The 25,257-nt window shown below is 47.5% G+C and carries 23 protein-coding genes; 15 read left to right on the plus strand and 8 right to left on the minus strand.

Translation table 11 applies throughout. The features are described 5' to 3' along the window. Positions 1-46: 46 nt before the first annotated feature. Entirely contained in the window at positions 47-484 is a 438-nt protein-coding gene (locus HQ865_RS12890; protein ID WP_173415287.1) for a carboxymuconolactone decarboxylase family protein, read from the minus strand. A gap of 712 nt (positions 485-1,196) precedes the next feature. On the opposite strand from HQ865_RS12890, the gene HQ865_RS12895 reads away from it, so the two are divergent. The 12 genes from HQ865_RS12895 (at position 1,197) to HQ865_RS12950 (ending at position 12,429) form a co-directional block, all read left to right on the plus strand. Further along, the gene (locus tag HQ865_RS12895) at positions 1,197-1,772 is read left to right on the plus strand and encodes a TerD family protein (RefSeq protein WP_173415288.1); all 576 of its coding nucleotides are present in this window, start codon (positions 1,197-1,199) and stop codon (positions 1,770-1,772) included. Positions 1,773-1,790: 18 nt separating this feature from the next. Then, positions 1,791-2,462 (plus strand): TerD family protein, encoded by a 672-nt coding sequence (locus tag HQ865_RS12900; RefSeq protein WP_173415289.1) that lies wholly within the window; start codon positions 1,791-1,793, stop codon positions 2,460-2,462. A gap of 5 nt (positions 2,463-2,467) precedes the next feature. Beyond that, positions 2,468-3,184: an HAD family hydrolase gene (locus HQ865_RS12905; RefSeq protein ID WP_173415290.1), complete on the plus strand. Its 717-nt coding sequence runs from the start codon at positions 2,468-2,470 to the stop codon at positions 3,182-3,184. After that, positions 3,156-4,001: a phosphoribosyltransferase family protein gene (locus tag HQ865_RS12910; RefSeq protein WP_173415291.1), complete on the plus strand. Its 846-nt coding sequence runs from the start codon at positions 3,156-3,158 to the stop codon at positions 3,999-4,001. The genes HQ865_RS12905 and HQ865_RS12910 overlap by 29 nt, the downstream gene beginning before the upstream one ends. Next, the gene (locus tag HQ865_RS12915) at positions 3,991-4,545 is read left to right on the plus strand and encodes a TerD family protein (RefSeq protein ID WP_173415292.1); all 555 of its coding nucleotides are present in this window, start codon (positions 3,991-3,993) and stop codon (positions 4,543-4,545) included. The genes HQ865_RS12910 and HQ865_RS12915 overlap by 11 nt, the downstream gene beginning before the upstream one ends. A 3-nt stretch (positions 4,546-4,548) precedes the next feature. Continuing rightward, positions 4,549-5,163, plus strand: coding sequence for a TerD family protein (locus HQ865_RS12920; protein ID WP_173415293.1), 615 nt, complete (start codon positions 4,549-4,551; stop codon positions 5,161-5,163). Between the two features lie 228 nt (positions 5,164-5,391). Further along, positions 5,392-6,597 (plus strand): toxic anion resistance protein, encoded by a 1,206-nt coding sequence (locus tag HQ865_RS12925; RefSeq protein WP_173415294.1) that lies wholly within the window; start codon positions 5,392-5,394, stop codon positions 6,595-6,597. Between the two features lie 9 nt (positions 6,598-6,606). After that, a complete protein-coding gene (locus tag HQ865_RS12930; RefSeq protein WP_173415295.1) occupies positions 6,607-7,569 on the plus strand; it encodes a hypothetical protein in 963 nt (320 codons plus the stop codon). A gap of 276 nt (positions 7,570-7,845) precedes the next feature. Beyond that, complete coding sequence (locus HQ865_RS12935; RefSeq protein ID WP_173415296.1) at positions 7,846-8,664, plus strand: DUF475 domain-containing protein; 819 nt, start codon at positions 7,846-7,848, stop codon at positions 8,662-8,664. Positions 8,665-8,841: 177 nt separating this feature from the next. Then, positions 8,842-9,291, plus strand: a complete 450-nt coding sequence (locus HQ865_RS12940; protein WP_173415297.1) for a phosphatidylglycerophosphatase A family protein — start codon at positions 8,842-8,844, stop codon at positions 9,289-9,291. Positions 9,292-9,338: 47 nt separating this feature from the next. After that, on the plus strand, positions 9,339-9,899 hold the full coding sequence (locus tag HQ865_RS12945; RefSeq protein ID WP_237073462.1) for a phosphatase PAP2 family protein: 561 nt from the start codon (positions 9,339-9,341) through the stop codon (positions 9,897-9,899). Positions 9,900-10,047: 148 nt separating this feature from the next. After that, the gene (locus tag HQ865_RS12950) at positions 10,048-12,429 is read left to right on the plus strand and encodes a GAF domain-containing protein (RefSeq protein WP_173415299.1); all 2,382 of its coding nucleotides are present in this window, start codon (positions 10,048-10,050) and stop codon (positions 12,427-12,429) included. 227 nt (positions 12,430-12,656) lie between these two features. Here HQ865_RS12950 and HQ865_RS12955 read toward each other — a convergent pair whose 3' ends face one another. Continuing rightward, a complete protein-coding gene (locus HQ865_RS12955) occupies positions 12,657-13,421 on the minus strand; it encodes a DeoR/GlpR family DNA-binding transcription regulator (protein WP_173415300.1) in 765 nt (254 codons plus the stop codon). Positions 13,422-13,604: 183 nt separating this feature from the next. Here HQ865_RS12955 and glpK point away from each other — a divergent pair, with 183 nt between their 5' ends. The 3 genes from glpK (at position 13,605) to HQ865_RS12970 (ending at position 16,735) form a co-directional block, all read left to right on the plus strand. Beyond that, the gene (glpK, locus tag HQ865_RS12960) at positions 13,605-15,095 is read left to right on the plus strand and encodes a glycerol kinase GlpK (RefSeq protein ID WP_173415301.1); all 1,491 of its coding nucleotides are present in this window, start codon (positions 13,605-13,607) and stop codon (positions 15,093-15,095) included. 27 nt (positions 15,096-15,122) lie between these two features. Continuing rightward, positions 15,123-15,854 carry an MIP/aquaporin family protein gene (locus tag HQ865_RS12965; protein ID WP_173415302.1) on the plus strand — a complete coding sequence of 244 codons (732 nt, stop codon included), beginning with the start codon at positions 15,123-15,125 and terminating at the stop codon, positions 15,852-15,854. Between the two features lie 221 nt (positions 15,855-16,075). Next, entirely contained in the window at positions 16,076-16,735 is a 660-nt protein-coding gene (locus tag HQ865_RS12970; RefSeq protein WP_173415303.1) for a glycosyltransferase family 2 protein, read from the plus strand. Positions 16,736-16,775: 40 nt separating this feature from the next. Here the strand turns inward: HQ865_RS12970 and HQ865_RS12975 are convergent, their stop codons facing one another. The 6 genes from HQ865_RS12975 to HQ865_RS13000 all read right to left on the minus strand — a co-directional run bounded on the left by HQ865_RS12975 (position 16,776) and on the right by HQ865_RS13000 (position 25,257). Continuing rightward, positions 16,776-18,977: an alpha-N-acetylglucosaminidase gene (locus HQ865_RS12975; RefSeq protein ID WP_173415304.1), complete on the minus strand. Its 2,202-nt coding sequence runs from the start codon at positions 18,975-18,977 to the stop codon at positions 16,776-16,778. A gap of 145 nt (positions 18,978-19,122) precedes the next feature. Next, positions 19,123-19,821 (minus strand): GDSL-type esterase/lipase family protein, encoded by a 699-nt coding sequence (locus tag HQ865_RS12980; protein WP_237073463.1) that lies wholly within the window; start codon positions 19,819-19,821, stop codon positions 19,123-19,125. 225 nt (positions 19,822-20,046) lie between these two features. Then, positions 20,047-21,387, minus strand: coding sequence for a glycerol-3-phosphate transporter (glpT, locus tag HQ865_RS12985; protein ID WP_202020379.1), 1,341 nt, complete (start codon positions 21,385-21,387; stop codon positions 20,047-20,049). A gap of 81 nt (positions 21,388-21,468) precedes the next feature. Next, positions 21,469-22,371: a glycerophosphodiester phosphodiesterase family protein gene (locus HQ865_RS12990; protein WP_173415305.1), complete on the minus strand. Its 903-nt coding sequence runs from the start codon at positions 22,369-22,371 to the stop codon at positions 21,469-21,471. Between the two features lie 83 nt (positions 22,372-22,454). Continuing rightward, positions 22,455-23,756, minus strand: coding sequence for a DUF5689 domain-containing protein (locus tag HQ865_RS12995; RefSeq protein ID WP_173415306.1), 1,302 nt, complete (start codon positions 23,754-23,756; stop codon positions 22,455-22,457). Between the two features lie 13 nt (positions 23,757-23,769). Then, entirely contained in the window at positions 23,770-25,257 is a 1,488-nt protein-coding gene (locus HQ865_RS13000; RefSeq protein ID WP_237073464.1) for a SusD/RagB family nutrient-binding outer membrane lipoprotein, read from the minus strand.

Here is a 25,257-nt window from a genome sequence, read left to right on the forward strand (position 1 = left end):
CAGAATTCTGCTAATTCATCAATTCTGTAAATTCTGATTCAGACAGTTAATGCATCAGCAACTGCAAGGTAACCCCTATCCTATTCCAGGCGTTGATGGTAGTAACAGCCATTATAATAGCGGCCAGGTAGGTTTCGTCAAACAGTTTGGCGGCGTTGTTATAAGTTTCGTCGCTAACGCCATGGATATTTAAATGGGTCATTTCTTCGGCCAGGGCCAGCAGTGCGCGTTCCTGTTCGTCAAAAAACGGGGTTTCGCGCCAGGCGGTCAGCGCGTAGATTCGTTGTTCGGTTTCACCGGCTTTGCGGGCATCAATGGTATGCATGTTGATGCAGTAGGCGCAATGGTTAATTTGCGATACCCTTATCTTGATCAGGTCTTTATGTATGGTAGTTAAACCAGTGGCGTTAACCGCGTTTTCAAGGCTCATCATGGCTTTATAAGCGGCCTGATCTAATTTGCTAAATTTTAATCTGTTGTTCATTTTGTTTTGATTTTGATATACCAAAGGTCGGTACTAAAGGGGCTTGAAAAAATGAACTGAGTTTAAGAAAAACACGCATAGCGTCGTATACTCACCCCGACGACGCTTCGCTGGTCGGCCCGCTCTGCGCGGAAAGAGGGCAGGAAGAAATTCCGATAACAAATACCCTCTTTGCGAAGCAGAGAGGGTGGTCGGGCGAAGCCACGACCGGGTGAGTCCACTCGCCGCCGTGCTTTCTCTCCCCGACGACGCTTCGCTGGTCGGCCCGCTCTTCGCTGCGCGGAAAGAGGGCAGGAAGCAATTCCGATAACGAATACCCTCTTTGCGAAGCAGAGAGGGTGATCGGGCGAAGCCACGACCGGGTGAGTCCACTCGCCGCCGTGCTTTCTCTCCCCGACGACGCTTCGCTGGTCGGCCCGCTCTTCGCTGCGCGGAAAGAGGGCAGGAAGCAGTACCGGTAACCCGTCCCCTCTTTTGCCAAAGGCAATAGAGGGCGGTCCAGCGAAGCGAGGACCGGGTGAGTCTTCGCCATCACGCTAACCTACTCCCATTCAACCCACTACCCCACATCAGCAAAAACCCTATTGCCAATCAAAATAATATATCCTACCTTACACTCATTAATACATTTATCAACCAATAATTAAATACCCCAAAACGTGTAATATTTTAAGGGGACATCACTCTAAGAAATAATTAACGTGCTATTAACATGGCTATAAATCTTCAAAAAGGACAACGCATAGATATCGGCTTGTCTAAAATAAGCCTTGGATTAGGCTGGAACCCACACGAAGGCACTGGTTACGATTTCGACCTCGACGCCTCGGCAATTATGATAGACCAGAACCGGGTGATACCGGAAGAGGAATACTTTATTTTTTACGGCAATACCGATTCGCCCGATGGCGCTTTACACCACAGCGGCGACGACCCGACCGGCGGCAACAGCGATGGCGGTGATGACGAGACCATCTCGGTAGACCTGGCCAAAGTAGACGGCCGCGTGAACGAGATCTTATTTGTAGTAACTATTCACGAAGCCGCGGCGCGCCGACAGAATTTTGGTCAGGTACGCGATTCGTACATCCGCATTGTGGATGACATGACCGGGCAGGAAATTGCCAAGTACGAACTGGGCGAGGATTTCTCGATTGAAACAGGTGTTGAGTTTGGCCGCCTGTACAAAAAAGATAATCATTGGAAGTTTGAGGCCTCAGGCCTTGGCTATCGTGAGGACCTGGCCTACTTCCTTGCCAAATACTACAAAGGCCAAATTATTAAATAATTAAAACCCCTTAAAATTATGGCAATTAACTTAACAAAAGGTCAAACCATCGACCTTCGGAAAAACGATAAAGGCGAAACCTTCGATCTGTCGCAGGTTACCATAGGTTTAGGCTGGGACGTAAGGCAAAAAGGGGGCGGCGGCTTCCTGGGCAAGCTATTTGGCGGTGCACAGGAAGAAGAGTATGACCTGGATGCCATCGGCTTTTTGCTGAACGAGCAGGGCAAAATAGCCAATATGGGTCGCCAGTTTACTAACAGTAACGGCCGCCAGGTAAATATGTACGAAGGCGATGTGATCTATTTTAACTCCATGCGCCACCCATCGGGCCATATCTGGTTAACCGGCGATAACCGTACCGGCGCCGGTGATGGCGACGACGAACAGATCATTGTAAAACTGGATAGCCTCGCCCCCACTTTCGATCGCATTGTATTTGTAGTGTCGATTTACCAGGGCCGCAAAAACAACCAGCACTTTGGTATGATAGAGAATGCTTTTATCCGCGCGGTCGATCGCAGCGGCAAGGAGATAGCTCGTTTTAGTTTGAGTGGCGACGCTACCTTTAACGGCATGTGCAGCATGACCTTTGCAGAAGTGTACCGTAAAGATGGCACCTGGAAATTCCGCGCGCTGGGCGAACCGCACCCGACCGATAATTTTGTAGAGCTGTTAGGCAAATACCGATAGAACAAATGTCTGTTTACAAACATTATTCGTTTGATCTGTGGCTGACGTTGATCCGATCGAACCCGCAGTTTAAACAGCAGCGTGCACGGATCTTCCATGAACGGTTTAATTGGTTAAACAAGCCGTTGGTTGAGGTTGAGCGCGCTTTCAGGCAGGTAGACCTGATGGTGAACGGGATTAACGAAACCACGGGCAAAAACATCGATGCCGATGAAATGTACCTGATGGTGATCAGCCTGATCAATGATAACCAGGCAGACCTGCATAATATCGATATTGAGGCGCTTTACCAACAAATGGAAGACTTGGTACTGGAGCATATGCCCCTTATTTATTGCGACCGTACTACCGAAGTGCTGGCCTACCTGAAGGATAACCCCGCTTGTACAGCCAACTTATTGAGTAATACCGGTTTTATTAAGGGTGTTACCTTGCGCAAGGTGCTGCACCATTTGGGCATCGGCCGGTATTTCGATTTTCAACTATATTCAGACGAGGCGGGGCTATCGAAACCCAACCCGGCATTTTTTCAGTTGATGATCGACCGGGCCATGGCCTTAAAACAAATATCGCTAAACGAGATTATCCATATTGGCGATAACCCCCGGGCCGACGTTAGGGGCGCTGACATGGTTGGTATCGGCAGTATGCTGGTCAACTCAAACAATACATCTATTATAAAACTGCTACCCGATGTTACACAAAACGTATTCGCTACATAAAATACATACCAGCACCAGCTTCGGGTTTGATGCGGGGCATTACAGCCGCTTTAAGTTTGGCGATGGGTTGGTATCGGCACAATTCGGCACCGATCTGGCCGATGGGTTCATCCGCGATGTTTTAAGCAAGGGCCGTATCCAGCAACAAATTGTGGTGATATCCAGTCCATACGCTTTTATACCCACGGCAACTTTTGCCATGAAGGATCATTTTGTGTACCGGCTTAACCATTGGCTGGCCGAAAACGATCTGCCTATTGTGCAGGAGACCAAGGTGCACCGCACAATTACCTATAAAGAAGATTATGGCGAACTGGATGCCGCCCAGCGTATGAGCCTGATCGGTAACGATAGTTTCCATATAGATGCTGAGTTTTTAAAAGGCAAAACGCTGCTATTTTTGGACGATATTAAGATAACCGGCAGCCATGAGCGAATGATATCCAAGATGATCAAACAGTATAACCTTCATAACGATATTTATATGCTGTACTTTGCCGAGCTGGCCAACACGGCCATCCACCCCAACATCGAGAACTATTTGAATTATCACGATGTAAAGTCGATATTCGATCTGGACAGTATCATCAGCAGCGGCCATTTTCGTGTGAATACCCGTATTGTGAAGTATATTTTAAATTACGATCACGATAGCTTTTGCGTGTTCCTGCAAAACAAGCCGCAGGCATTCATCAGCGAATTGTACAACATGGCTTTAGGCAACAGCTACCATACCATGGATAGCTACGCGCTAAACCTTAATTACATAAAAGACCACTTATTTAACAATAATAAACTATTACAATATGGCAATTAACCTTCAAAAAGGCCAGCGCGAGGCAATTAATGCCCCCAAATTCGTTATCGGGTTGGGCTGGGATACCAATACTTCATCTACCGGTTCGGCATTCGACCTGGATGCTTCGGTATTTATTTTAGGCGAGAACAAAAAGATCATAGCCGACGAATATTTCGTTTTTTACAATAACCTGAAATCGCCCGATGGCGGCGTGGAGCATACCGGCGATAACCTGACCGGCGCCGGCGATGGCGACGACGAGCAGATCAAAATCGACCTGAACAAGGTTGACCCGCGCGTAAGTGAAATTTGCGTGGTAGTAACCATTCACGAAGCCGAAAGCCGCCGCCAGAATTTTGGACAAGTGCGTAACTCGTTTATGCGCATATTTGATGCCGCCACTAACGAAACCCTGCTGAAATACGAGCTGGAGGAAGATTTCTCGATCGAGACAGCGGTAGAATTTGGCCGCATTTACAAACGCAATAACGAATGGAAGTTTGAAGCCATTGGCGCCGGTATGAAAGGCGGCCTGGCCGATTATTTAAACAAATACAACTAAACCATGGCTATCAATTTAGAAAAAGGGCAGCGCATTAACCTGCAAAAAAGCAATGGCAGCACTCTGCAAAACGTTTGCGTAGGCATTAACTGGGGCGCAATTGTAAAAAAGGGACTGTTTGGCATTGGCAGTACCACCGAAGCGGTTGACCTTGATGCCAGTTGTGCCCTGTTCAGCGAGAACAAGCAACTGGAAGAGGTGGTTTACTTTGGCAACCTAAAATCGAAGCTTGGCGCGGTACGCCACAGCGGTGACGACTTGACCGGCGACGTTGGCGGTGATGACGGCCTGGATAACGAAGTGATCACACTGGATTTCAGTATGCTGAGCCCATCAACCCAATATGTAGCCTTTGTGTTAAACAGTTTCCGCGGACAGGATTTTGGTTCGATACCTTTCGCCTCTATCCGTATTTACGAAGGCACGCCTACCCGTGTTAACGAGGTGTTCGCCAAGTACGATGTGGCGCATGGCGCTGGCTTCGCCGGGCACGTATCCATGGTGATGGGTGTGTTTTACAAACGCAACGGCGAGTGGAAATTTAACGCCATTGGCGAGCCGACCAAAGACCGCGATCTGCAAAATACCGTTAAAACGGTAGCCGCGCAGTATTTATAAGGCTAAAAATCCCGTAGGGATTAAATATCGGTAGCAATAAACAGATTGTGTTTAATCCCGTGCCGTAGGTACGGAATATAATATAGCGTACCTATGGCACGCAGGATGAAATACAATTGCTACCGATATATTGCTCCTAACGGAGCATTTGGAATAACAATTTGTAACATTTCAAATTATCTTTACATCTAAACTTGTGTAATTTCAATACCTAACACATTTGTAATCATGGCAGAAACAACATCAAACGGGGCCAACGAAACCCCTGATTTTTTAAGCGATATACCTCCTTTAGTCCCAATTACCCCTGCCCCGGTTGAAGATGCCCCGGCACTGGTAGTGAGCAGCACTACCCCGGCTGCCGAACCATCTAAACTAAAGGTAGATAAAGAGGGCAATGTTAACCTAACGCTGATAAAACCCGAAGACGAAAAGAAATACCTGGAAAAAAGCAAGGACCTTAACCCAGCCGACAATAACTCTATCCTGAACTACGGTTCGGAGATACAGGGATCGATGGAGAAATACAGTAACCAGTTTTTAACTTCGGTACGTACTTATAACTCGGGCGAGGTAGGCACACTAATTGCCGACCTGCTGACCGAACTGAACTATATCGACGTTAACGAACTGGAGAACACCGGTATTAAAGGCTTCCTGTTGAAGATCCCTTTCCTGAAAGGTTTGGTGATGGATGCCAAAAAGATGTTCGCCAAGTACGATACGGTGATCGATAACGTGGATAAGATCACCAACAAGATCAAGGCCGGTCGTATCAACTCTATTAAGGATAACAGTTCGCTGCAAACCATGTTCGATAGCAATGTGGAGTACATCAAGCAGATGGAGGAACTGATCATTGCCGGACAGATGAAACTAAACGAGCTGAACATTCAGCTGGCTGCGATGGAGCAACGCCCGCAGGATTATAACGATTACGAAATTGCCGACCTGCGCGACTTCACCAATCGATTGGATAAACGCCTGGCCGACCTGAAAACCGTGCGCTTCATCATGATGCAATCGCTGGCGCAGATCCGCGTGGTGCAGAACAATAATACATCGATAGCGGAAAAGGCGCAATCCATTATTTCTACCACTATCCCGGTTTGGAAAAATCAGCTAACCATTGCCGTAGCCCTGCAAAGGCAAAAGGCCAATGTGGAAATGCAGCAAAAAATATCGGAAACTACCAATACCATTTTGTTGAAGAACGCCGAACTACTGAAGACCAACAGCATCAACGTAGCGAAGGAAAACGAAAAAACCGTGGTATCGTTAGAAACGCTGAAGAAAACCACTTCCGACCTGATAGACACCCTGAACGAAGTAAAACGTATTCACGAGGAGGGCGCGCAGAACAGGAAAACGCTGAACACCGAGTTGCAAAATTTAGAGACCGAGCTAAAGAAAAATGTGACGAATGTTGGCTAATTTTGAAGAATGGATGAAACCCGCAAGGCGATACTGAACGATTCGAACCACATCATCAGCAAGCTGCAACTGCTTTCTGTTTTTTTTGGCGACGATATCATCTACAAGATCTATTTGCGCAGCCAGGTTATCCACCAATTATTTGAGGATAACCCCGAACTGGATATTAATAAACTGGAGTTGTTTCACCTCCAGTTTACACAAACCTTGTTGGATCTGCTGCGCAAGATCAAAAAGAATAACGAGAAGAATATCATGATCGTGCTGGATGAGATCCAGATCAACAAAGATCTCATCACGCGCATAAAAGATTCTGTTCTTTCGCAAGATCAGTTCAGGTTAGATCAGCAGCGACAAATGCTCAAGATCAATACCTCCTTACGCAAACTATATCAGGTTTTGTCGGATGATTCTTCGGAATATCCATTCTCCAAAAACATCAATGCGTTCAGCGCGCGTTACTCGCACGATTTTTATAATGAGGTGCCCCCAGCCCTGCTGCTGGAACTAATTGACTACGAGCCAAAGGATGTTTACACTACCGCGTATGCCACTATTCAGCGCAAGCTGATGGGACAATTGTGCAAGAACGATTTCCGCAGCACTTTTTATTGCGGCCTGAGGGCCGGCGAAATGGTAGCCGAGGTTTACCAGCTAAATGATACCGATAAGTATTTCCTGTATTTCGCGGCACGTAACCTGTTTCTTTTTTGCGATGTAAGCAAAATAGACACCGGCACGCCATCAAACGAAATATCAAAAAAGGAAACCTTTATGCACGAGCTGGAGGACAAGAATGACCGGCTGAACAGCACCATCAGCAGCCTGAAAACCGCCATTCCTGCCGAAGTAAAAAGCCTGCTGATAGATAATTATCGCAAGTTGAACGACATTAATTTCCTGCAAAACATCAGCGATGTTGATGTGCAGGCCAACATGCTGAAGAGCATGCTGAATACGGATTTGATGTGATGCCGTCCATTTTTACCATTTTGTCATTTCGAACGAATTGGCGGGGGAATGAGCTTTGGGGACGAGGAGAAATCAGATACGGTATATTTCTAAATATGGCGTATCATGCATATCGTACAAGATTTCTCCTCACACAACCGCACGAACCCTCCCCCGGTTCGTTCGAAATGACAAGCTGCTAAGATGTGGGTACACGGTAACACTTCCAAGGGGAGGGAACTGTTTTACGGCAACGAAAAAATAATATCTTTACAAAAAATCCAAAACTGATCATAAATGGACATTTTACATTCCCTTTTAGGCCCCGATCTTAAGGCCGGTGTGCTTATTATTCTTAACCTTATCGTTATCGAAAGTTTGCTTTCGGTAGATAATGCCGCTGTACTGGCTACCATGGTGCTGGATTTGCCGCCAGGTCAGCGTAAAAAAGCGCTGCGTTATGGTATCATTGGCGCTTATGTAATGCGTGGTATCTGCTTGTTCCTGGCTTCATGGCTGGTGAAGATCTGGTGGCTGAAACCCTTGGGCGGCCTTTACCTGCTTTACCTGTGCTTCGATTATTTTAAAGGTAAACTAAGCGAAGGCGATGGTGGCGGTGATGAGGAAGTAGATAAAACCAAAAGCTGGGCTTACCGCTCAACTGTTGGACTGATCGGTCCGCTGTGGGCTACTATTATCCTGGTAGAAATTATGGATTTGGCTTTCTCTATCGATAACGTTTTCGCGGCGGTGGCTTTTACCGACCACGTGATGCTCATCTATATCGGTGTGTTCATCGGTATTTTGGCTATGCGTTTTGTGGCCCAGGCCTTTGTTAAGCTGATGGAGAAATTCACCTTCCTTGAAACCGTAGCTTTCATTGTTATCGGCGTGCTGGGTATCAAGTTAACTTCATCACTTTATATCCATTTCTACCCGGATGGCGGCTTTGCCGAAGTAATGAGCGGCGAAAAGGCTGATATCTTTACATCGGTATTTACAGTGGCTATCTTTATTATACCGGTGCTTACCTCTATCTTTTTCAACTTCCCTAAAAAACATACCATTGAACCGGAAGTTGCCGAGGCAGCAGAAAAGGTATTGGATAAGAGTTGAGGTAAAGAGATTAGAGGTTAGGTAAAAGAAGCGCTGGCTGGTGCGATTCCCTCCCATAGGGAGGGTGCAGGGAGGGGGTTCATCACTCATGTATTTTCACAGAAACCCCTCCCTACCACAACACAGGCCATCTCACTCCTCCCAGGGGAGGGAATTGTAAATGCAAAAAACATATACATGAATAAATTAATTGCCACCTGGTTTGGCATAGGTTATATAAAAGGCGGCGGCACTATTGCCGCCGCTGTTACTTGCGGCTTGCTTTGGCTGTACTGGCCAACAGCTATCGCACAAAACAGCTGGTATCTGCTGCTGTGGACGGTGCTGATCACCCTGCTGGGCATTTATGTTGGCGATAAGGTAGAAACTTTCTGGGGTAAGGACAGTTACCGGGTAGTGATAGACGAGGTGGCCGGCATGATGGTAACCATGCTTTTTATCCCCCACAACCTGTACCTGCTGATTGCCGGTTTTGTGCTGTTCCGTTTTTTTGATATGGTGAAGCCTTTGTTTATTCGCAGGCTGGAAGCATTGCCGGGCGGTACCGGGGTAATGATGGACGATATTTTGGCCGGGGTTTACGGCAATATTATTTTACAGGTGATGGTGATATTGTTTCATTTTTGAAATTGAGATGTATGCGCGTTAAGCTTTTATCGTTAATTCTATTTGTGATGTTCGGCACAAGCGTATCAGCTCAGCGCGCCAACCCATCGGTCCTGCAGCAATGGGACGATAGGGTGATGATAGATCTGGCCAACAGCCGCACGCCCGGCGAAACCGGCTTTATGCGCTTTATATCAAACACCAATCAATATGTTGATATAGGCGTTCCCGTTGGCTTATTAGCGGGCGGCGTAATAGGGCACGATATGCAGATGCGCCAAAACGCGCTTTATGTGGCCAGTAGCAGCGCAATCTCGGGCGTGTTGACCATGGCCATCAAACATATTGTAAAACGCCCAAGGCCTTTTGTGCAGAACATCAATATCGTACCTGTTTACCGCGCGGGTGGTTATTCGTTTCCATCAGGGCATTCGTCAAGTTCGTTCACAACGGCAACTTCCTTGTCTATCGCTTATCCAAAATGGTATGTTATCGCGCCATCGTTTTTATGGGCAGGTACAGTGGCTTACTCGCGCATGTATTTGGGGGTACACTACCCTACCGATGTGGCTACCGGTACACTACTGGGCGCAGGTACGGCGGTTTCAATGTCGTTTATGAAGAAGTAAAATCTTCTTATATTCAACAACTTGCTTATCAAATCCGTTATTTGTCATCCGGATAACACAGCAAATTCACCCATTTGTCACAAACATGTGCACTGAGTTACATGTATTATAATTTAAATAAATTTGTGCCTGCTTTTAGCATTTGTTTATGATGATACCTGTATTTCCGGATAATCCTTTTCAGATCCAACTCTCGTTCCATAAAATTATAGAGCGGTACGAAGAGATCGCGTCTACAGATGAGGGTTACCGGGGGCAACACGCTAAAGCGCTGTTAGCACAGGCAGCAGAACACCCTGAGTTAAAAAACGGCATTACCAAAGTAGCGCAGCTGCAAGAAGGCGAAGAGCTGATATCACAGTTGTTGGCCGAATTGTTCCCGCCCATGCTTACGCTCAATGAGATCAAAGCCGTAAGCCTGCCTTATCTCAACATCGCTTTTAACTATTCGGAGCGTTTCCAAAATATTTTGAACGAAGCCGGTACCGATTTTGAATTCAGCATCCGCGATTTCGACGAGCACCAGTTTTATGTAGCCAGTTGCTGCATGATACTGAACCGTTTTTACGGCACCAATCTTGATTTTACCAAGCCCCTGTTCTACGATATTCCCGCGGCCAACGGCATTGTAAAGCACTACCGTATTTTATACAATGGCGATTTTATCGATGTTATTCCTACCGCCGAAGCGCCGACGCTGACCACTGCACAGATAGACGAACTGATCAGTAATTACGATGACCTTGACTTGTGGAAACGCACTTTCCCGGCCCAGGCCTGGATACTGAAAGGCTTTGCCCTGATGACTTTGGTGGATGTAACCGTGGAGAATGCCGTATCGATATTAAAAAGCAACTTACTGGGCAACGCTTCGGCACCGGATATGCAGAAAAGTTTGGCCAATATTTTTCAGTCCATCTTCCGGATACCCGATCTGCGCATCGGTTTTACCTCGTTTAACCAGGAAGAAGGTATATTCACCAGCCGCCCTTTTGGTCAAAAAGTGAACAGCTACCTGCTGCCCGATAATAAGGACGATAATTGCAAACAACTGCTTTGCAGCGGCGCTTATCAAAAACTGATCAAAGATCATGATTATTTCGCCGTGGCTGATGTGAATGATTTCGCGGCTAAAAATCCGCTGAGTTTGATGGCCCAGCATTTTAAAGATCAGGATATCGGTAGTTTTGTAATTGCCCCTGTAGTGAAAAACGACGTGCTGCTGGGCGTTATCGAACTGGTATCCCCTCGTTTGAAAGAGCTTAACAGTGTGAACGCCCATAAGCTTGAAATTGTGATGCCCTACATCAGTGATGCTATCGACCGCAAAGTGGGCGAATTGCAAAACCGTATCCGCGCCGTCATCCAAAATAATTATACCACGCTACACCCCAGCGTAGATTGGAAATTTAAGCGCGAGGCGCAAAACTATATCCAAAGCGCCAATGCCGGCCTGGCTTACAGTTTAAAAGAGATTATTTTTAAGGATGTGTTCCCGCTTTACGGGCAGGTGGATATTAAGGATTCATCTGTCACCCGCAACCAAAGCGTTAAGAACGACCTATTGACCCAATTGCACCAGTTATTGTTGATATTAGGCCAGGTAGAACCGCACGAGCCGGTGATCCCTATCGAGCAGCACCTGGCCGATCTACAGGGCTTTATAGACGATCTCGGCATCAACATCAAAGCCGATACCGAACAATCGATACAACATTACATCGAAACTAACATTTATCCGTTGCTGAAGGATGATGCGCATCATAACGAAAGGCTGAAGAAGGATATCGCCCGTTATTTTGAGCAGATAGATAACCTGACCGGCGAGTTTCACAGTAACCGCCGCAATTATGAAAAAACCTTATCACTGATAAACGATAAGCTAAGCACCGTGCTGGACGACCGGCAGGACGAGATCCAAAAGTACTTTCCGCATTACTTCGAGCGGTTTAAAACCGATGGCGTGGAGCACAACCTGTATATCGGCGCGTCGATATCGCCGTTTGAAAGCTTTAACCCGCACGATCTGCGCCGCCTGCGCCTGTGGCAGTTAATGGTAATTGCCGAAATGGAGATAGAGCAGTTTCACCTGAAGGACGCCCTGCCCTACCCCTTGGATGTGGCCTCGCTCATCCTGGTGTTCAGCACCCCTATCGCTATCCGTTTCCGCATGGATGAGAAGCATTTTGATATTGATGGGGCTTACAATGTGCGCTACGAGGTAATCAAAAAACGTATAGACAAGGCCCATATCCTGGGCACCGAAGAACGTATCACCCAACAGGGTAAAATCGTTATTATCTACTCGAAAGCCGAGGAAGAAGCCGAATACATCCAATACATCCGCATCTTGCAAAACAAGGGCATTTTGGAGGGTCATATCGAACATTTTGATGTGGAGGATCTGCAGGGGGTATCAGGTTTGAAGGCGTTGAGGGTTGGTGTGTTGCATCAGCAGAATTTGCATAAGCTGCATACCTTATCGTACGATAGTTTGTATAAGCAGCTGCCGGTGGTGGATGAGGAGTGAGATCGTGCAAAGGCTTACCTCAATCTGAACTTGTTGAATACCGTGCGCGGCAGACCTGCGGCATGGTTCTACTCACCCGGTCGTTGCTTCGCTCGACCACCCTCTCTTCGCTGTGCGAAAAGAGGGAATGGAATTATCCGATATTGCTCCTGCCCTCTTTTCGCGCAGCGAAGAGAGGGCCGACCAGCGCAGCGCTGTCGGGGTGAGTCTACAAATAAGCAGTAAACTTACACTATCGTCACCGTTATCCCCAAACCCTCCAGCGTTTTCACTACGTGTTCAGATACACCATTATCGGTAATGATATGATCGATCTCATCCAAACCACAGATCTTCCCGAAACCGCGGCGACCAAATTTGGTCGAATCGCAAAGGATGATGGTTTTTTGCGATACGCTGATCATCTGCTTATTAAGGTGCGCCTCCATGGCGCTTGTGGTGGTGAGGCCAAACTCAAGGTCGATGCCATCAACCCCTAAAAAAAGTTTATTGCAGAAGAAGTCGTTAAGGATATTTTCGGCATAAGGCCCCATTACCGATGATGAACTTTTGCGCAGCTGCCCGCCAAGTTGCAGTACCTCTACTGCCGGGTATTTCAGCAATTCAAGTGCTACGTTTAGGGCCGAAGTAATTACGGTTAAGCCTACCTTTGGTGGCAGGTTACGGGCTAAAGCCAGCATGGTAGTACCGGATGCGATGATAATGGAATCGTTATCCTGTACCATTGCCGCGGCGGCCGCGCCAATGCTCATCTTCTCGGCCGACTGGATCTTTTCCTTCTCGTTTACCGGCCGGTCGACAATGTAGGGGTTATTCAGTGTGGCGCCACCATGTGTGCGAAAAAGCAGGTTCTTGTCTTCCAACACCTTTAAGTCCTTGCGTATTGTAACCGAAGACACCTTTAGTTCCTTACAAAGTTCTACAACATTTAAGTTACCTTCTTTTTGAAGTTTAGTTAGAATATATTGATGTCTTTCGGCTAAATTTATCATTGAAATAAAAGGTTTACATCATGCAAAATAATGAATAATATGAGATATGATTATAAAATTTTGGTTATATTTTCATAATGTCAATTTGTATTTTTATACTTACATGTTATTTCGTTTTGTTGCTTTTTATTACAGATCAACAACAACCGAAAGACACCCATTATAAACCAACTAAATTCCTGAATGGAAAAATACATCTTATCATTAGACCAGGGCACCACCAGTTCCCGGGCCATTGTTTTTAACAAAGCGGGCAGCATTGTTTCCATCGCCCAAAAAGAATTTACCCAGATATACCCCCAGCCCGGATGGGTTGAGCACAATGCGGTAGAGATCTGGTCGTCGCAGGTATCGGTTGCCGCCGAGTCTATTCTTAATGCCGGACTTACCGCTAAGGATATCGCCGCCATTGGCATCACCAACCAGCGCGAAACTACCGTTTTGTGGGATAAACGCACCGGCGAACCACTGTGTAACGCCATTGTATGGCAGGACAGGCGCACATCCGGCTATTGCGATGAATTAAAAACGCAGGGCCATGCAGCAGCCATCCAGCAGAAAACCGGCTTAGTGCTTGATGCCTACTTCTCGGCCACAAAAATTAAATGGATCCTTGATAACGTAGAGGGCGCACGCGAAAAGGCCGCCGCCGGGCATATCGCTTTTGGCACAGTGGATACCTGGCTGGTATGGAAGCTGACCGCCGGTAAAACGCATATCACCGACGTGAGCAATGCCTCGCGCACTATGATCTATAATATCCACACCCTTGGCTGGGACGAAGAACTCCTGAACCTGTTCGATATCCCCCGCAGCATCCTGCCCGAGGTAAAGTCATCGAGCGAGGTTTATGGCGAAACAGCCGGTACCGTACTGGCAGCGCAAATCCCTATCGCGGGTATCGCCGGCGATCAGCAGGCGGCATTGTTCGGCCAAATGTGTACTGCCAACGGCATGGTTAAGAATACCTACGGCACCGGTTGCTTTATGCTGATGAATGTGGGCGATAAGCCTATCGCATCAAAAAACAACCTGGTAACCACCATTGCATGGCAGATAAACGGCAAGGTTCAATATGCTTTAGAGGGCAGCATTTTTATTGGCGGCGCTGTAGTGCAATGGCTGCGCGATGAATTGAAGCTGATCAGTTCATCGGCCGAGGTGGAAGACCTGGCTAAAAAGGTGGAGGATACGGGCGGCGTTTACGTTGTACCGGCCTTTGCAGGCCTTGGCGCGCCACACTGGAACCAGGATGCGCGCGGCACTATTACCGGTATTACCCGTGGCACCAATCAATCTCACATTGCACGCGCAGCGCTGGAAAGCATCGCTTTCCAAACCATGGAAGTACTAAAAGCCATGGAGGCCGATTCGGGACTGAACATCGCTCAACTGCGGGTTGATGGTGGCGCGACGGCTAATAACCTGCTGATGCAGTTCCAGGCCGATTTACTGAATACGCAGGTAATTCGCCCGGTAGTAACCGAGGTTACTGCCATAGGTGCGGCTTACCTGGCCGGACTTGCCACCGGTTTTTGGAGCAGCATGGAAGATATCAGCGGGCAATGGCAAATTGAACGCACTTTTACACCGGGCACAACCAACAAAATAGACGAACGTATAAAAGGCTGGAACCGTGCCGTTAAGGCCGCGAAAGCTTACGCCGAAAATTAATCAATCACACAAAATCGCTAAAACAAAATGAACGAAATTACCGCCGAGTTTATCGGCACCATGATCCTGATCCTGTTGGGTAACGGGGTTGTAGCCAATGTTGTGCTTACGGGCACCAAAGGCAATAATGGCGGCTGGATAGTAATCACTACCGCCTGGGCTTTGGCCGTATTTGTGGGTGTGGTAATTGCAGCCCCCTTTAGCGGCGCGCACTTAAACCCCGCTGTTACCATTGGCCTGGCCATTGCCCAAAAATTTGCCTGGGCAAAAGTACCGGCCTATATCGGCGCGCAGTTATTAGGTGCTATGGCCGGCGGCGGACTGGTTTGGTTGTTCTACAAAGACCACTACGCGCTTACTGATGACAAAGGCGCTAAACTGGCTACCTTTTGCACTTCGCCCGCCATCCGTAAAACATCGTCGAACATGATCAGCGAGATCATTGGCACCTTTGTGCTGATCTTCGTTATTTTTTACTTTACCGATGCCGAGATCAAAAAAGACAAGGTGATCATCGGTTTGGGTTCATTAGGCGCCATGCCTGTGGCCTTTTTGGTTTGGGTGATAGGCCTGGCTTTAGGCGGCACCACCGGCTATGCTATTAACCCGGTACGCGATCTTGGTCCGCGGATTATGCATGCCATTTTACCGGTTGATAAAAAAGGCAGCAGCGAATGGGATTACGCGTGGATACCGGTTGTGGGGCCGATAATTGGCGCGGTGCTGGCGGCTTTGGCTTTTTTATGGTTGAAGATATAACATGGTGACAATTTAACCACAAAGCACACAAAGGTTAAGAAACACAAAGGCCACAAAGACTAAGTTCATTTAGCTTTGTGGCCTTTGTGTTTTCCAAATAAACCGATCTTTTCCTATTTGATCTTTGTGAAAAAAACTTTGTGGTCTTTGTGGTTAAATTACCATTATGTCTTCTTCTTTAATTGCCACCTCAACCATTATCTTTACTGTAAATTTTCTTTATGCAACCTAAGTTTCCCCGGGTATCCATCATTATGGCTGTTTACAACAGGGATTTCAGCATGGTAAGGCGTGCTTTAGATTCGGTGATGGCGCAGGACTTCAGGGATTTTGAACTGATCGTTGTTGATGATGGCAGCGATGCGGCTTTAGGCCGTGATATCCTGGATTATGTAACGCTGCATGAAGAGCAACTTACTTACCTCCGTCATAAAAACATCGGCCAGGCTTTCTCTATAAATAAAGGAATGTTAAACAGCGCGGGGGCTTATATCGGCTTCATCGATTCGGATGACGAGTATAAGCCAAATCATATTTCTGCCTGCCTTGAAAATATGAAGGAATACGATTTGATCGCCTCCACTACCGAAAATATCGCCACCTGCCCGGAAGATCTGCTTGTGCCCTGCAAAGATAACCCCACGGGCTACATTTTTATAGATGAGTGTATTGTTTTCGGCACCCTATTTGGGAAAAGGGAAGTTTTTGAGCATGTGCCATTCCGCAATCTATTGGCATTAGACCCCGATTTTTACGAGCGGGCCGGCAAAAAATACCTCACCCAAAAACTCAATTTGCGCACCTATAAATACTATATGGGCCTGCCGGATAGTAATATGACCAGGGAGAAAAGATTACGGCAAGGTTTGGTTTCGATATAAGTTTTTAACCACAGCGCACACAGAGGTAATTATCTCACAGTTATTTTACCCTGTCAAAGTATTTCTTATACATCTCCTTAGCTACAACTATCTCATCGCCCTTAGGTGTGGTAGTGTAAATATCCCGCTTATTCACCCAAGTCCACTCCCAATCCTTTATTTGCGCCTGGAATGTTTTTTCGTCTAACGCTTTGCCATCGGCCAGGCTTTTATCTGCATAAGCAAAAAATTGCTGCCAGCGGGGTTTATAAAAGCCCGATAGCATACCTGCCCATTGCTTACAGGCGTAATCATTCAGTACACTGTTCTTATCGCCCCAAAGTGTGATCTGGTCGCGGGCGTTAAATTCGTAAAGGCGTTTTTCTTCGGGTGTGCTGCCATTAGCTTTGGCGGCTTCCAGCCAGCGGCCCAGCAGGAAATCCTTGCGGGTGGATAGCAGCTTGTCTATATCATCCATCACCCCTAAAAACCCGGCGCTTAATTTTTTATAGCCCTGAAGGTCTTTGGCTTTTATCGCCTTTGCAAATTGCGCATGTAGCGTGTCGGCATAATTGGCCAGTACCTGCCGGGTTACATCCACCAGATCGTAGCGAAAGCCCTGGCTGTTCTTCAAATCGTCTGCCGCTGTTATCAGGTCGCGCCAGGCGGGCACAAGGTCTTCCGAGCGATAAAACTTTTGCGGGTTTGCCCACAGCGTAGACTTCGCCAATGTTGGCCGGCCTGAAATGATAGATTCGTTACCCCCTTTGCGGATGCCGCCGGTGTAAACGGTGTTCTTCAGCACCTGCCAGGCGGCTTCGGCTTGCGCGTTCTTTTTACCGTAACGGCGGTAAGCGTAATCATTTAGCCAAGCGTCAAGCTCAATAGGTTTATCGCGCCAAACGTTTTCCATCATCAGTTCGTACATCACAGGGTTTTGTTCGATGGCCTCGGGGGTTAGGCCGATGCCCAGTATTTTACCCGAACGCGGATCGTTCAACGCATTAGCCGGATCGGCAGCTACGTTACTCATGCGGCCATACAGGCTAATGTTACCACCAAAATTATGCAGCATGCACCAGATCCAGGGTTTGCCATAATAGGCGTCGGTTTTATCCCAAACAGGTTTGTTTTCGCTGTACAGATCGAGAATGATCATGTGATCGTTAGGAATGCCGTTCAGCAGCGCTTTGATCTGTTTGGGTTGCCAAAACTTAGCCGAGTACGAGAACATCCAGCCCTGCATGATCCAGGTGGCTTTCGGATCGGCGGCGGCCATCGAGTGGTATACCTTTTTGCTTACGGCATCCAGGTAGGTAGAATCGTTGGTTGGGGGCGTATTCTCATTAAAAGTATCGGCCGAGTATAAATGATCGGTACCGAATGTTTTTACCTCCTCTTTGATAAAACGTTCGCCAATGGTAGCAAACAGTTCATCGTCGGGATCAAGGATATAAACATCGGGGAAACCCTGCCAATCGGTCTTTTTTAGCTTAGCATTCGGGAATTTAGTTTTAAACGATGGCGGAACGTGTCCGGTGAAGGCAGGCAATATGGGTGTCATGCCCAGTTCACGCTCACGCTTCAGGATCTGCTTTTCCAACGCCTCGTGCTTATCCATAAAGCTTTGGGGCAGCGGGCCGCCCCAACCATCTAAATTACCCATCCAAAACCAATTGAAATAGGCTGGCCCGCTGAAGAACGTAGACAGGTCCTTATCGGTAAAGCCCAAACTTTTGTAAACCCGCTGCCAAATGCTGTTTTGCCCGGTGATAGCGAGCGGCATGTTCACACCGTTCAAAGCCATCCAATCTATTTCCTGCTGCCAGCGGTCCCAGGTCCACCAACTCATGGTGTAGTTGAAGGTGCAGTAATTCAGATCATAACGATAGGTATACGGCGTTACCTTGCGCACCTTAACGCCCACGCGCGGCAGTTTGGCGGGCAGTTTAAGATTAGTGCCGTTCCAGCCGATATCGCAATGCGTATAATGTTTCAGGTAATAATTCAGGGCGCTGGCTACCGATACCCCGTTCGATCCGCTTAGCATGATCTTACCGTTCTGGTCTGCTATTTCAAACACATCTTTTCCATTCTGCTTAGGGATGAAAGCCACACCGAAATCCTGCTTGTGCGCGGGAATAATGCGAGCGATCAACGCGTAAACCGCATCGGCTGATGGTTTGGTGTTTTGCGCATTGGCTTCATGCAGCCAACTGATAAGTGCCGACCATAATAGCAGAATGGATAATGTTTTTTTCATAGTACGATAAAAAGCTGTTTGCCCGGTCAAGAGTCCACGCTTGACTGAAACATTTTTTGGAGCGTCTACGCTCCTGTAATAAATGTAAGCGTGGACGCTTACTTGGTATTTTGTCCAGGCGTGGACGCCTGGACAGGCGGTTATATTATTTCAAATACCCACCCTTTTCAAACACCTTTACCCAAACCTGGTAACCTGCATCGTTAGGGTGCAGGCCATCTACACAGTATTCGGCCTTCAGGTGATTTTCGCTATCAAGGAAATTCGGGTACAGGTCAACAATATTCACATTCTTAGCCTTTAGCTTGCGGATAGCGGCGTTAACGGCAAGGATGTGCCCGTCCTTACCGTAATGGTTAGGGAACTTGCCGAATACTGGATTAACCGGCAACAAAGTGCAGAAATAGATCTGCGTTTCGGGCGAACCGGCGCGGATCTTCGCCACCATTTTACGGTGATTGCGCTCGATAATGCTATCGGGCACATTGCGCGATATGTCGTTTATCCCAATCAGTATAAATACCTTCTTCGGGTGCCCGGCAATGATCTCGTCCATGCGCTCCAACACGCCGAAGGTCAGGTCTCCGGAAATTCCCCTACCCTTTATCAGTGGGTTATTAAACAGTTTAGCCCAATTGCAGCGGGCGGTGATGCTGTTTCCTAAAAACACAATGTTATCGCTACCTACGGGGTGCGCCTTAAAGCTTGCTATGCTATCGGGCGTAATTTTAGGGCGATAGGTGCTATCCATAAAGCCCGGCGGGTATACCGCGGCTGGTTTAGCGGCAGTAGTAGCAGGGGTGGTTTGCGCAAATACGGTGCTGCCCAGGCAGATTAGTGCCAATAGGATTGTTTTTATGAGTGATGTTTTTTTCATAATCTATTCTATATATCCAAATGTCATTTCGAACGAACACGGGTTGGGCTGTGAGATGGGGTGAGGAGAAATTTTATACGTGGTACCTATTGCACGTGCAAGATTTGTTCCTTCGGTCAAGAGAGTAGTTCTCTTTCGCGTCCCCGCTTTTCCCTACACTTGCTCTATCGGAAATAACAAGTTGTCCGGCATTTACTTCGCCAGCAAATTCGCCTTTTCCCGGTTCCAGGTCAAAGCTGTAAAAAATATCGACAGCACGCAAGCCGCGATGATCACATAGAACGAGGCATCCCAACCGTAATGGTCCAGCACCTGCCCAATGGCGATATTGGCAAACAAAGCGCTGCCCATGTAACCGAAGAAACCCGTAAGTCCTGCCGCTGTTCCGGCCGCTTTTTTGGGTACCAGGTCAAGTGCCTGTACGCCGATCAGCATTACCGGGCCATAGATCAAAAAGCCGATAGTTATCAGCGACGCATTAGCTACGAACAGGTTGCCTGCCGGGCATTGCCAGTAAACCAGCACTGCCAAAATGATCAACAGCATGTAGATCACCGTTGCCGGGGCGCGGCGGCCTTTAAATACGGTGTCGCTCAGCCAGCCGCAGATAAGGGTGCCGGGGATGCCGGCAATCTCAAAATACGAGTACGACCAGCTGATCTCTTTATCCGAAAAATGCTTTACTTCGGTAAGGTATGTTGGGGCCCAATCCTGTATACCCTGCCTGATGAGGTATACAAAGGCGTTGGCGAAAGCGATATACCATAACAGGCGGTTATTAAACACAAAGTTGAAGAATATCTGCTTCGCGGTTAACTCCTTTTCGTGCTCGGCCGAGTAGGCTTTGGGGTAATCGTTCTTATATTGCTCAACAGGCGGCAAACCGCAGGATTGCGGCGTATCGCGCACCAATAAGAACGCGATCAGCGCGAAGCCCAAAGCGATAAGTCCCGGGAAGTACAATTTGCTTTGCCAGGTAGCAAAAAACACAATGGCCAAATAGGTTACCGCGCCCATCAGCGCGCCGCCAACATTGTGCGCGCAATTCCATATAGACATGGTGCGCCCACGTTCACGGGTTGAGAACCAGTGTACCACTACCCTGCCGCATGGCGCCCAGCCCATCCCCTGGAACCAGCCATTGATAAGCAAAATAGAGAACATGATCACCACCGATGAAGTAGCCCACGACATGGTACCCATCACGATCATACACAAAGCAGAAAGCACCAAACCAATACTCAGGAAATAACGGGCATTGCTCCTGTCGCTTACGTTCCCCATCAAAAATTTGCTTAAACCATAAGCTATGCCACCTGCCGATAAAGCGAAACCAAGATCTGATTTGGAATAACCCATTTTTATCAGGTCGGGCATGGCGAGCGAGAAGTTTTTACGTACAAGGTAGTATCCGGCATAACCTAAAAATATCCCGATGAACACCTGCCAGCGCAAGGCGTTATACTTTGGGGCAATTTCGCTTTCCGGCAATTGTTCTTTATGGGCTGCAGGCGTAAATATGGTTTTAATCATTTATGGTTTGGTTTATTGGTTCTTTGTGTTCTTACAGACTTACGAAGTTTTAAAAGCTTCGTAAGTCTGTCTCTCATTCTCTTACTGCAAAAAGTTAGGATAATCGCTAATGATACCATCAACGCCCAACGCTTTCAGGGCTGCAATATCCTCTTTGGTATCCGGTGTCCATGGTACTACTTTAATACCCTGCTCGTGGCATTCTCTCACCACATCAGCAGTTACCATGCTAAAGTTAGGGCTGTAGATGAATGGTTTAAAGCCCAGGTCGGCCAGGTTATCGGCAGTGCTTTTTTTGTTACTTACCAACCATGATGTACGCACGTTAGGATATTTCTTGTTCAGCACCTGTAGCGTACGCTTATCAAACGATTGGATCACCACCCACTGCGTGATCTTCTTCTGCTCTATCACATCCATCAGCAGCTTCACAAAGGTTTCAGGATCAGGGTTAACCGTGCCATCGCCTTTTTCGCTGCTTTTGGTTTCGATATTGTAGAATACATGGCGCTTGCCGGTAGCCTTAACATAATGCTCAACGCTGTCTATCAGATCGGCAAGCAGGGGGATACTTACTTTCATCTTCTTCTGCTGCGGGAAAGCCGGGTATGGCTTGCTGCCTACATCAAATTTGGCAATATCGGCGTAGTTCATTTTATAAAACACATACTTCTTGCCGTCTTCTTTTGGTATCTCCTGGCCATCCGGTGTTAGGGAGAACAGAGGGTTGATGTATTCATCGTGCGATACCACCACCTTGCCATCGGCAGTGATGTGGGTATCCATCTCCAGGGTTTCCATGCCCATATCTATCGTGTTCAGCATGGCGGGGATGGTATTCTCGGGCATCAGGCCGCGCCCACCGCGGTGGGCCTCCCTGTCAAACGACGGGAAAGGTTCGTTTTTTACAGTCTTGTTCTTTTGCGCGATGGCACTGGTGGCAATCATGCCGCTTAACATGGCAATACAGATCGTTTTTTTCATATATATGCAGATGTGTTTATCTTCTAAAATAAGATATCCCTGCAACGCTTACATTGCAGGGATATCTTATTTAGTGCAGGGTATTAGTTAGAGTAGATAGCAATATCCTCTATGCACAAACGGCCGTTAAGGATAGTTGGCGCGCTGGTAGTACCCAGCCCCAGCTTCATGATCCTGAACCTTACTTTACCGCTGATATTGAACAAATAAGTTTCCTGTTTAGAGCCACCGGTTAAAGTGGCAATATTAGCTGTAGTACGGCCGCTGGCAGTAGCATCAACCCAGGTTACACCGCTATCGGTTGAGTATTGCAGTTTGAAGGTACTCGAAACGTCGGTTGAGTAAGCGCCTTGCCAAAAGGTTACTTTTGATGCACCACTGTTTAAATCGAAGTTCATTTGTACGTACCCCGGTACGCTTAAGCTTTGCTGCATGCGGATACACTGCAGGCCCGGCGCGTTAAAGCGGTCGCGGTTAGCATTAAGGTTACCTAAAATAGCCTGCTCCAGTTTCCAGTTACCGGTCTTCAGGTCGATGCTGTTATCAGGCACCGCTGCTGTGTTCATATTGTACGATGCCTTAACCGAAGCGTCAGGCGTTTCAAAACTCTCCGGATAGCCTGCATAGATAGGGCCGCTGGCATTTTCTACATCGGCAATGGTGCGTAAACGTACTTGCTGTACATCGCCGTAACCACCTGTGGCGCTGCCATAAACCGGGATAACCGTGTAAGTAGCACTGGCCGGCAAGCTTACGGTGGCAACAGATGCACCTGTTTGGGTATACAGGTTCATGTTGTTGGTACCGCCATCGTTCAGCACTTTATTACCCACATATTTCTCGCCTGTAGCAGGCAAAGGCTTGGTATCGGCAGTTACTTTAACCAATGTGCTTTCGTACAGGCCAAAATTGGCAACCAGTTCGCCCAGGGCAACTGTTTTAGGGGTAACCGTAACGCCCGAGCTGATCTTGGTGATGTTACCTACCGATACACCGCTTAAATGCAGCGATGAACCAACCTTGGTAAGCGTAGCGCCAACCACATTAATATTTACCGAATCGCCAACGGCGAATGGTATAGTGGCCGCGCCCAGATCGATAATAATACCGCGGGTAAAGCCGCGGGTGGTGTTTTGTATCACCAGCGAGCCTGCCGGGAAATTAGCGCCCGAGTTGTTCGAGATCACAATACCGCCGGTTTTTACGGCGCCGTTCAGGGCGTCGCTTTGTATTTGCACATCGGCACCCTGGTATACGCTTTTCACTACATATAGCGACGCGTACGGGTTAATGGTACCAATGGCATGATTAATATCCTTTTGACAGGAGTTTAGCGTCAGCATGCCAACTATGGCCATCAAAAACGCTCCTAATATTTTTTTCATTTTACTTGATTGCTTATTTATTCCACCAAACTTTAGTATTCAGGTCATCAGCGCCTTGTGTAGCTACTGCCGCCGCATAGTTGGCCGGGTTGAACGATTGTGTAAACACCGGATAGTACAAACGCGATGGCATTAAACCGCCGTTAAGCAAACCGCTGCCTTTTGGCAATGCCGGGTGACCAGTACGGCGATATTCATACCACGACTGGAAATCGGTGAAGAAAAATGTATAATACTTTTGCAGCATAATTTGCTCCAGTTTGGCTTCGGTAACGCCTGCCGGGTTCCAGGCAAGCGCCGGGTTGCTAAAGTAATTGGCCGGTACAGTTAAGCCCCACATGGTAATAGCATTGGTTACACCGTTATTATAATATGTAGCCGGATCGCCGGTGATGTAGCCCTTCAGCGCTGCTTCTGCCAGTATAAACTGTACTTCGGCATAGCTAAGGATATTACCCAGCAATGGCTCAACCTTCAGCGTAGTTAAATATGCCGACTGCCTTTCAGGCACCTGCCCGCGCGGGAAACCGCTTGGTACGCCTAAATAGGTACCACCAGCTACAGTTGATGCCCATTTGGCACGGCGCGGATCGTTCCAGTTATTCAGTGTATTGATAAAGAACTCCGTCATTGAGTTACCGGTAGTGAAATCAAAATCACGGTAAGTGTAAAACGGGTTGATCAGCGGTACGGTTGAACCGGTATACTTAATAATGGCCGATTCGGTATTGCTGCTGATGATAGGATAATTAGCCGGGCTGGTATTGATCATCTCCTTGATCTTGGCGATAGCGTTTGATTCTGGGCGGCCTGAAGCACGCATCAGCAGGCGCAGGTATAACGAATTACCAAATTTTCGCCACGAAGCAATGGTAGCAGCCGATTGGCCTGCACCTAATTGCTTACCATACATCGGGTCAAGGGTCAGTTGGTCATCGGTTAAAGCGGTACCTGTTGCTAACAGGGTGTTGGCTGCTTCCAGTTTTTTAAACAGGTCGGCATAGATATCCTGCTGTTTATCAAATTTGGGCTGCAGTGTACCATCCTGGCCTTTCACAGCATCAAAATAAGGCACATCGCCAAAAGTATCGGTCAGCAGCGAGCTTACGTAAGCATCACAAATTAAGGCTATCCCCTGATACGTTGTTTGCTTTAATGTAACCGCCTTATTATACATGTCCCTGAAATTGTTCAGTTGTATATACCAGTTGGTCCATTCGTAATCAGATTCGCTTGGCCTTACCAGGTATCGCTGAATATCGTCGCCGTCAGATACGGTTACGTGCACCTGCATCAATTCGTGCGTAAGCCTTAATGCCCTGGTGTTATTACGCGATACCACATCGTACAGCGCCGGCTGCAGCAGGTTTTCGGGCAATGCTGCCACCACACCGTTAGGGTTTGTGTTGGTTGTTTGAAAATCCTTTTTACAGGATGAGGTTGCTATAGTGAGTCCGGCTGCAAGCAGCATTACGAACTTGGTTGCTTTTGTCTTCATCAT

It is taken from the genome of Mucilaginibacter mali, from assembly GCF_013283875.1.
Classification (GTDB): Bacteria; Bacteroidota; Bacteroidia; order Sphingobacteriales; family Sphingobacteriaceae; genus Mucilaginibacter; species Mucilaginibacter mali.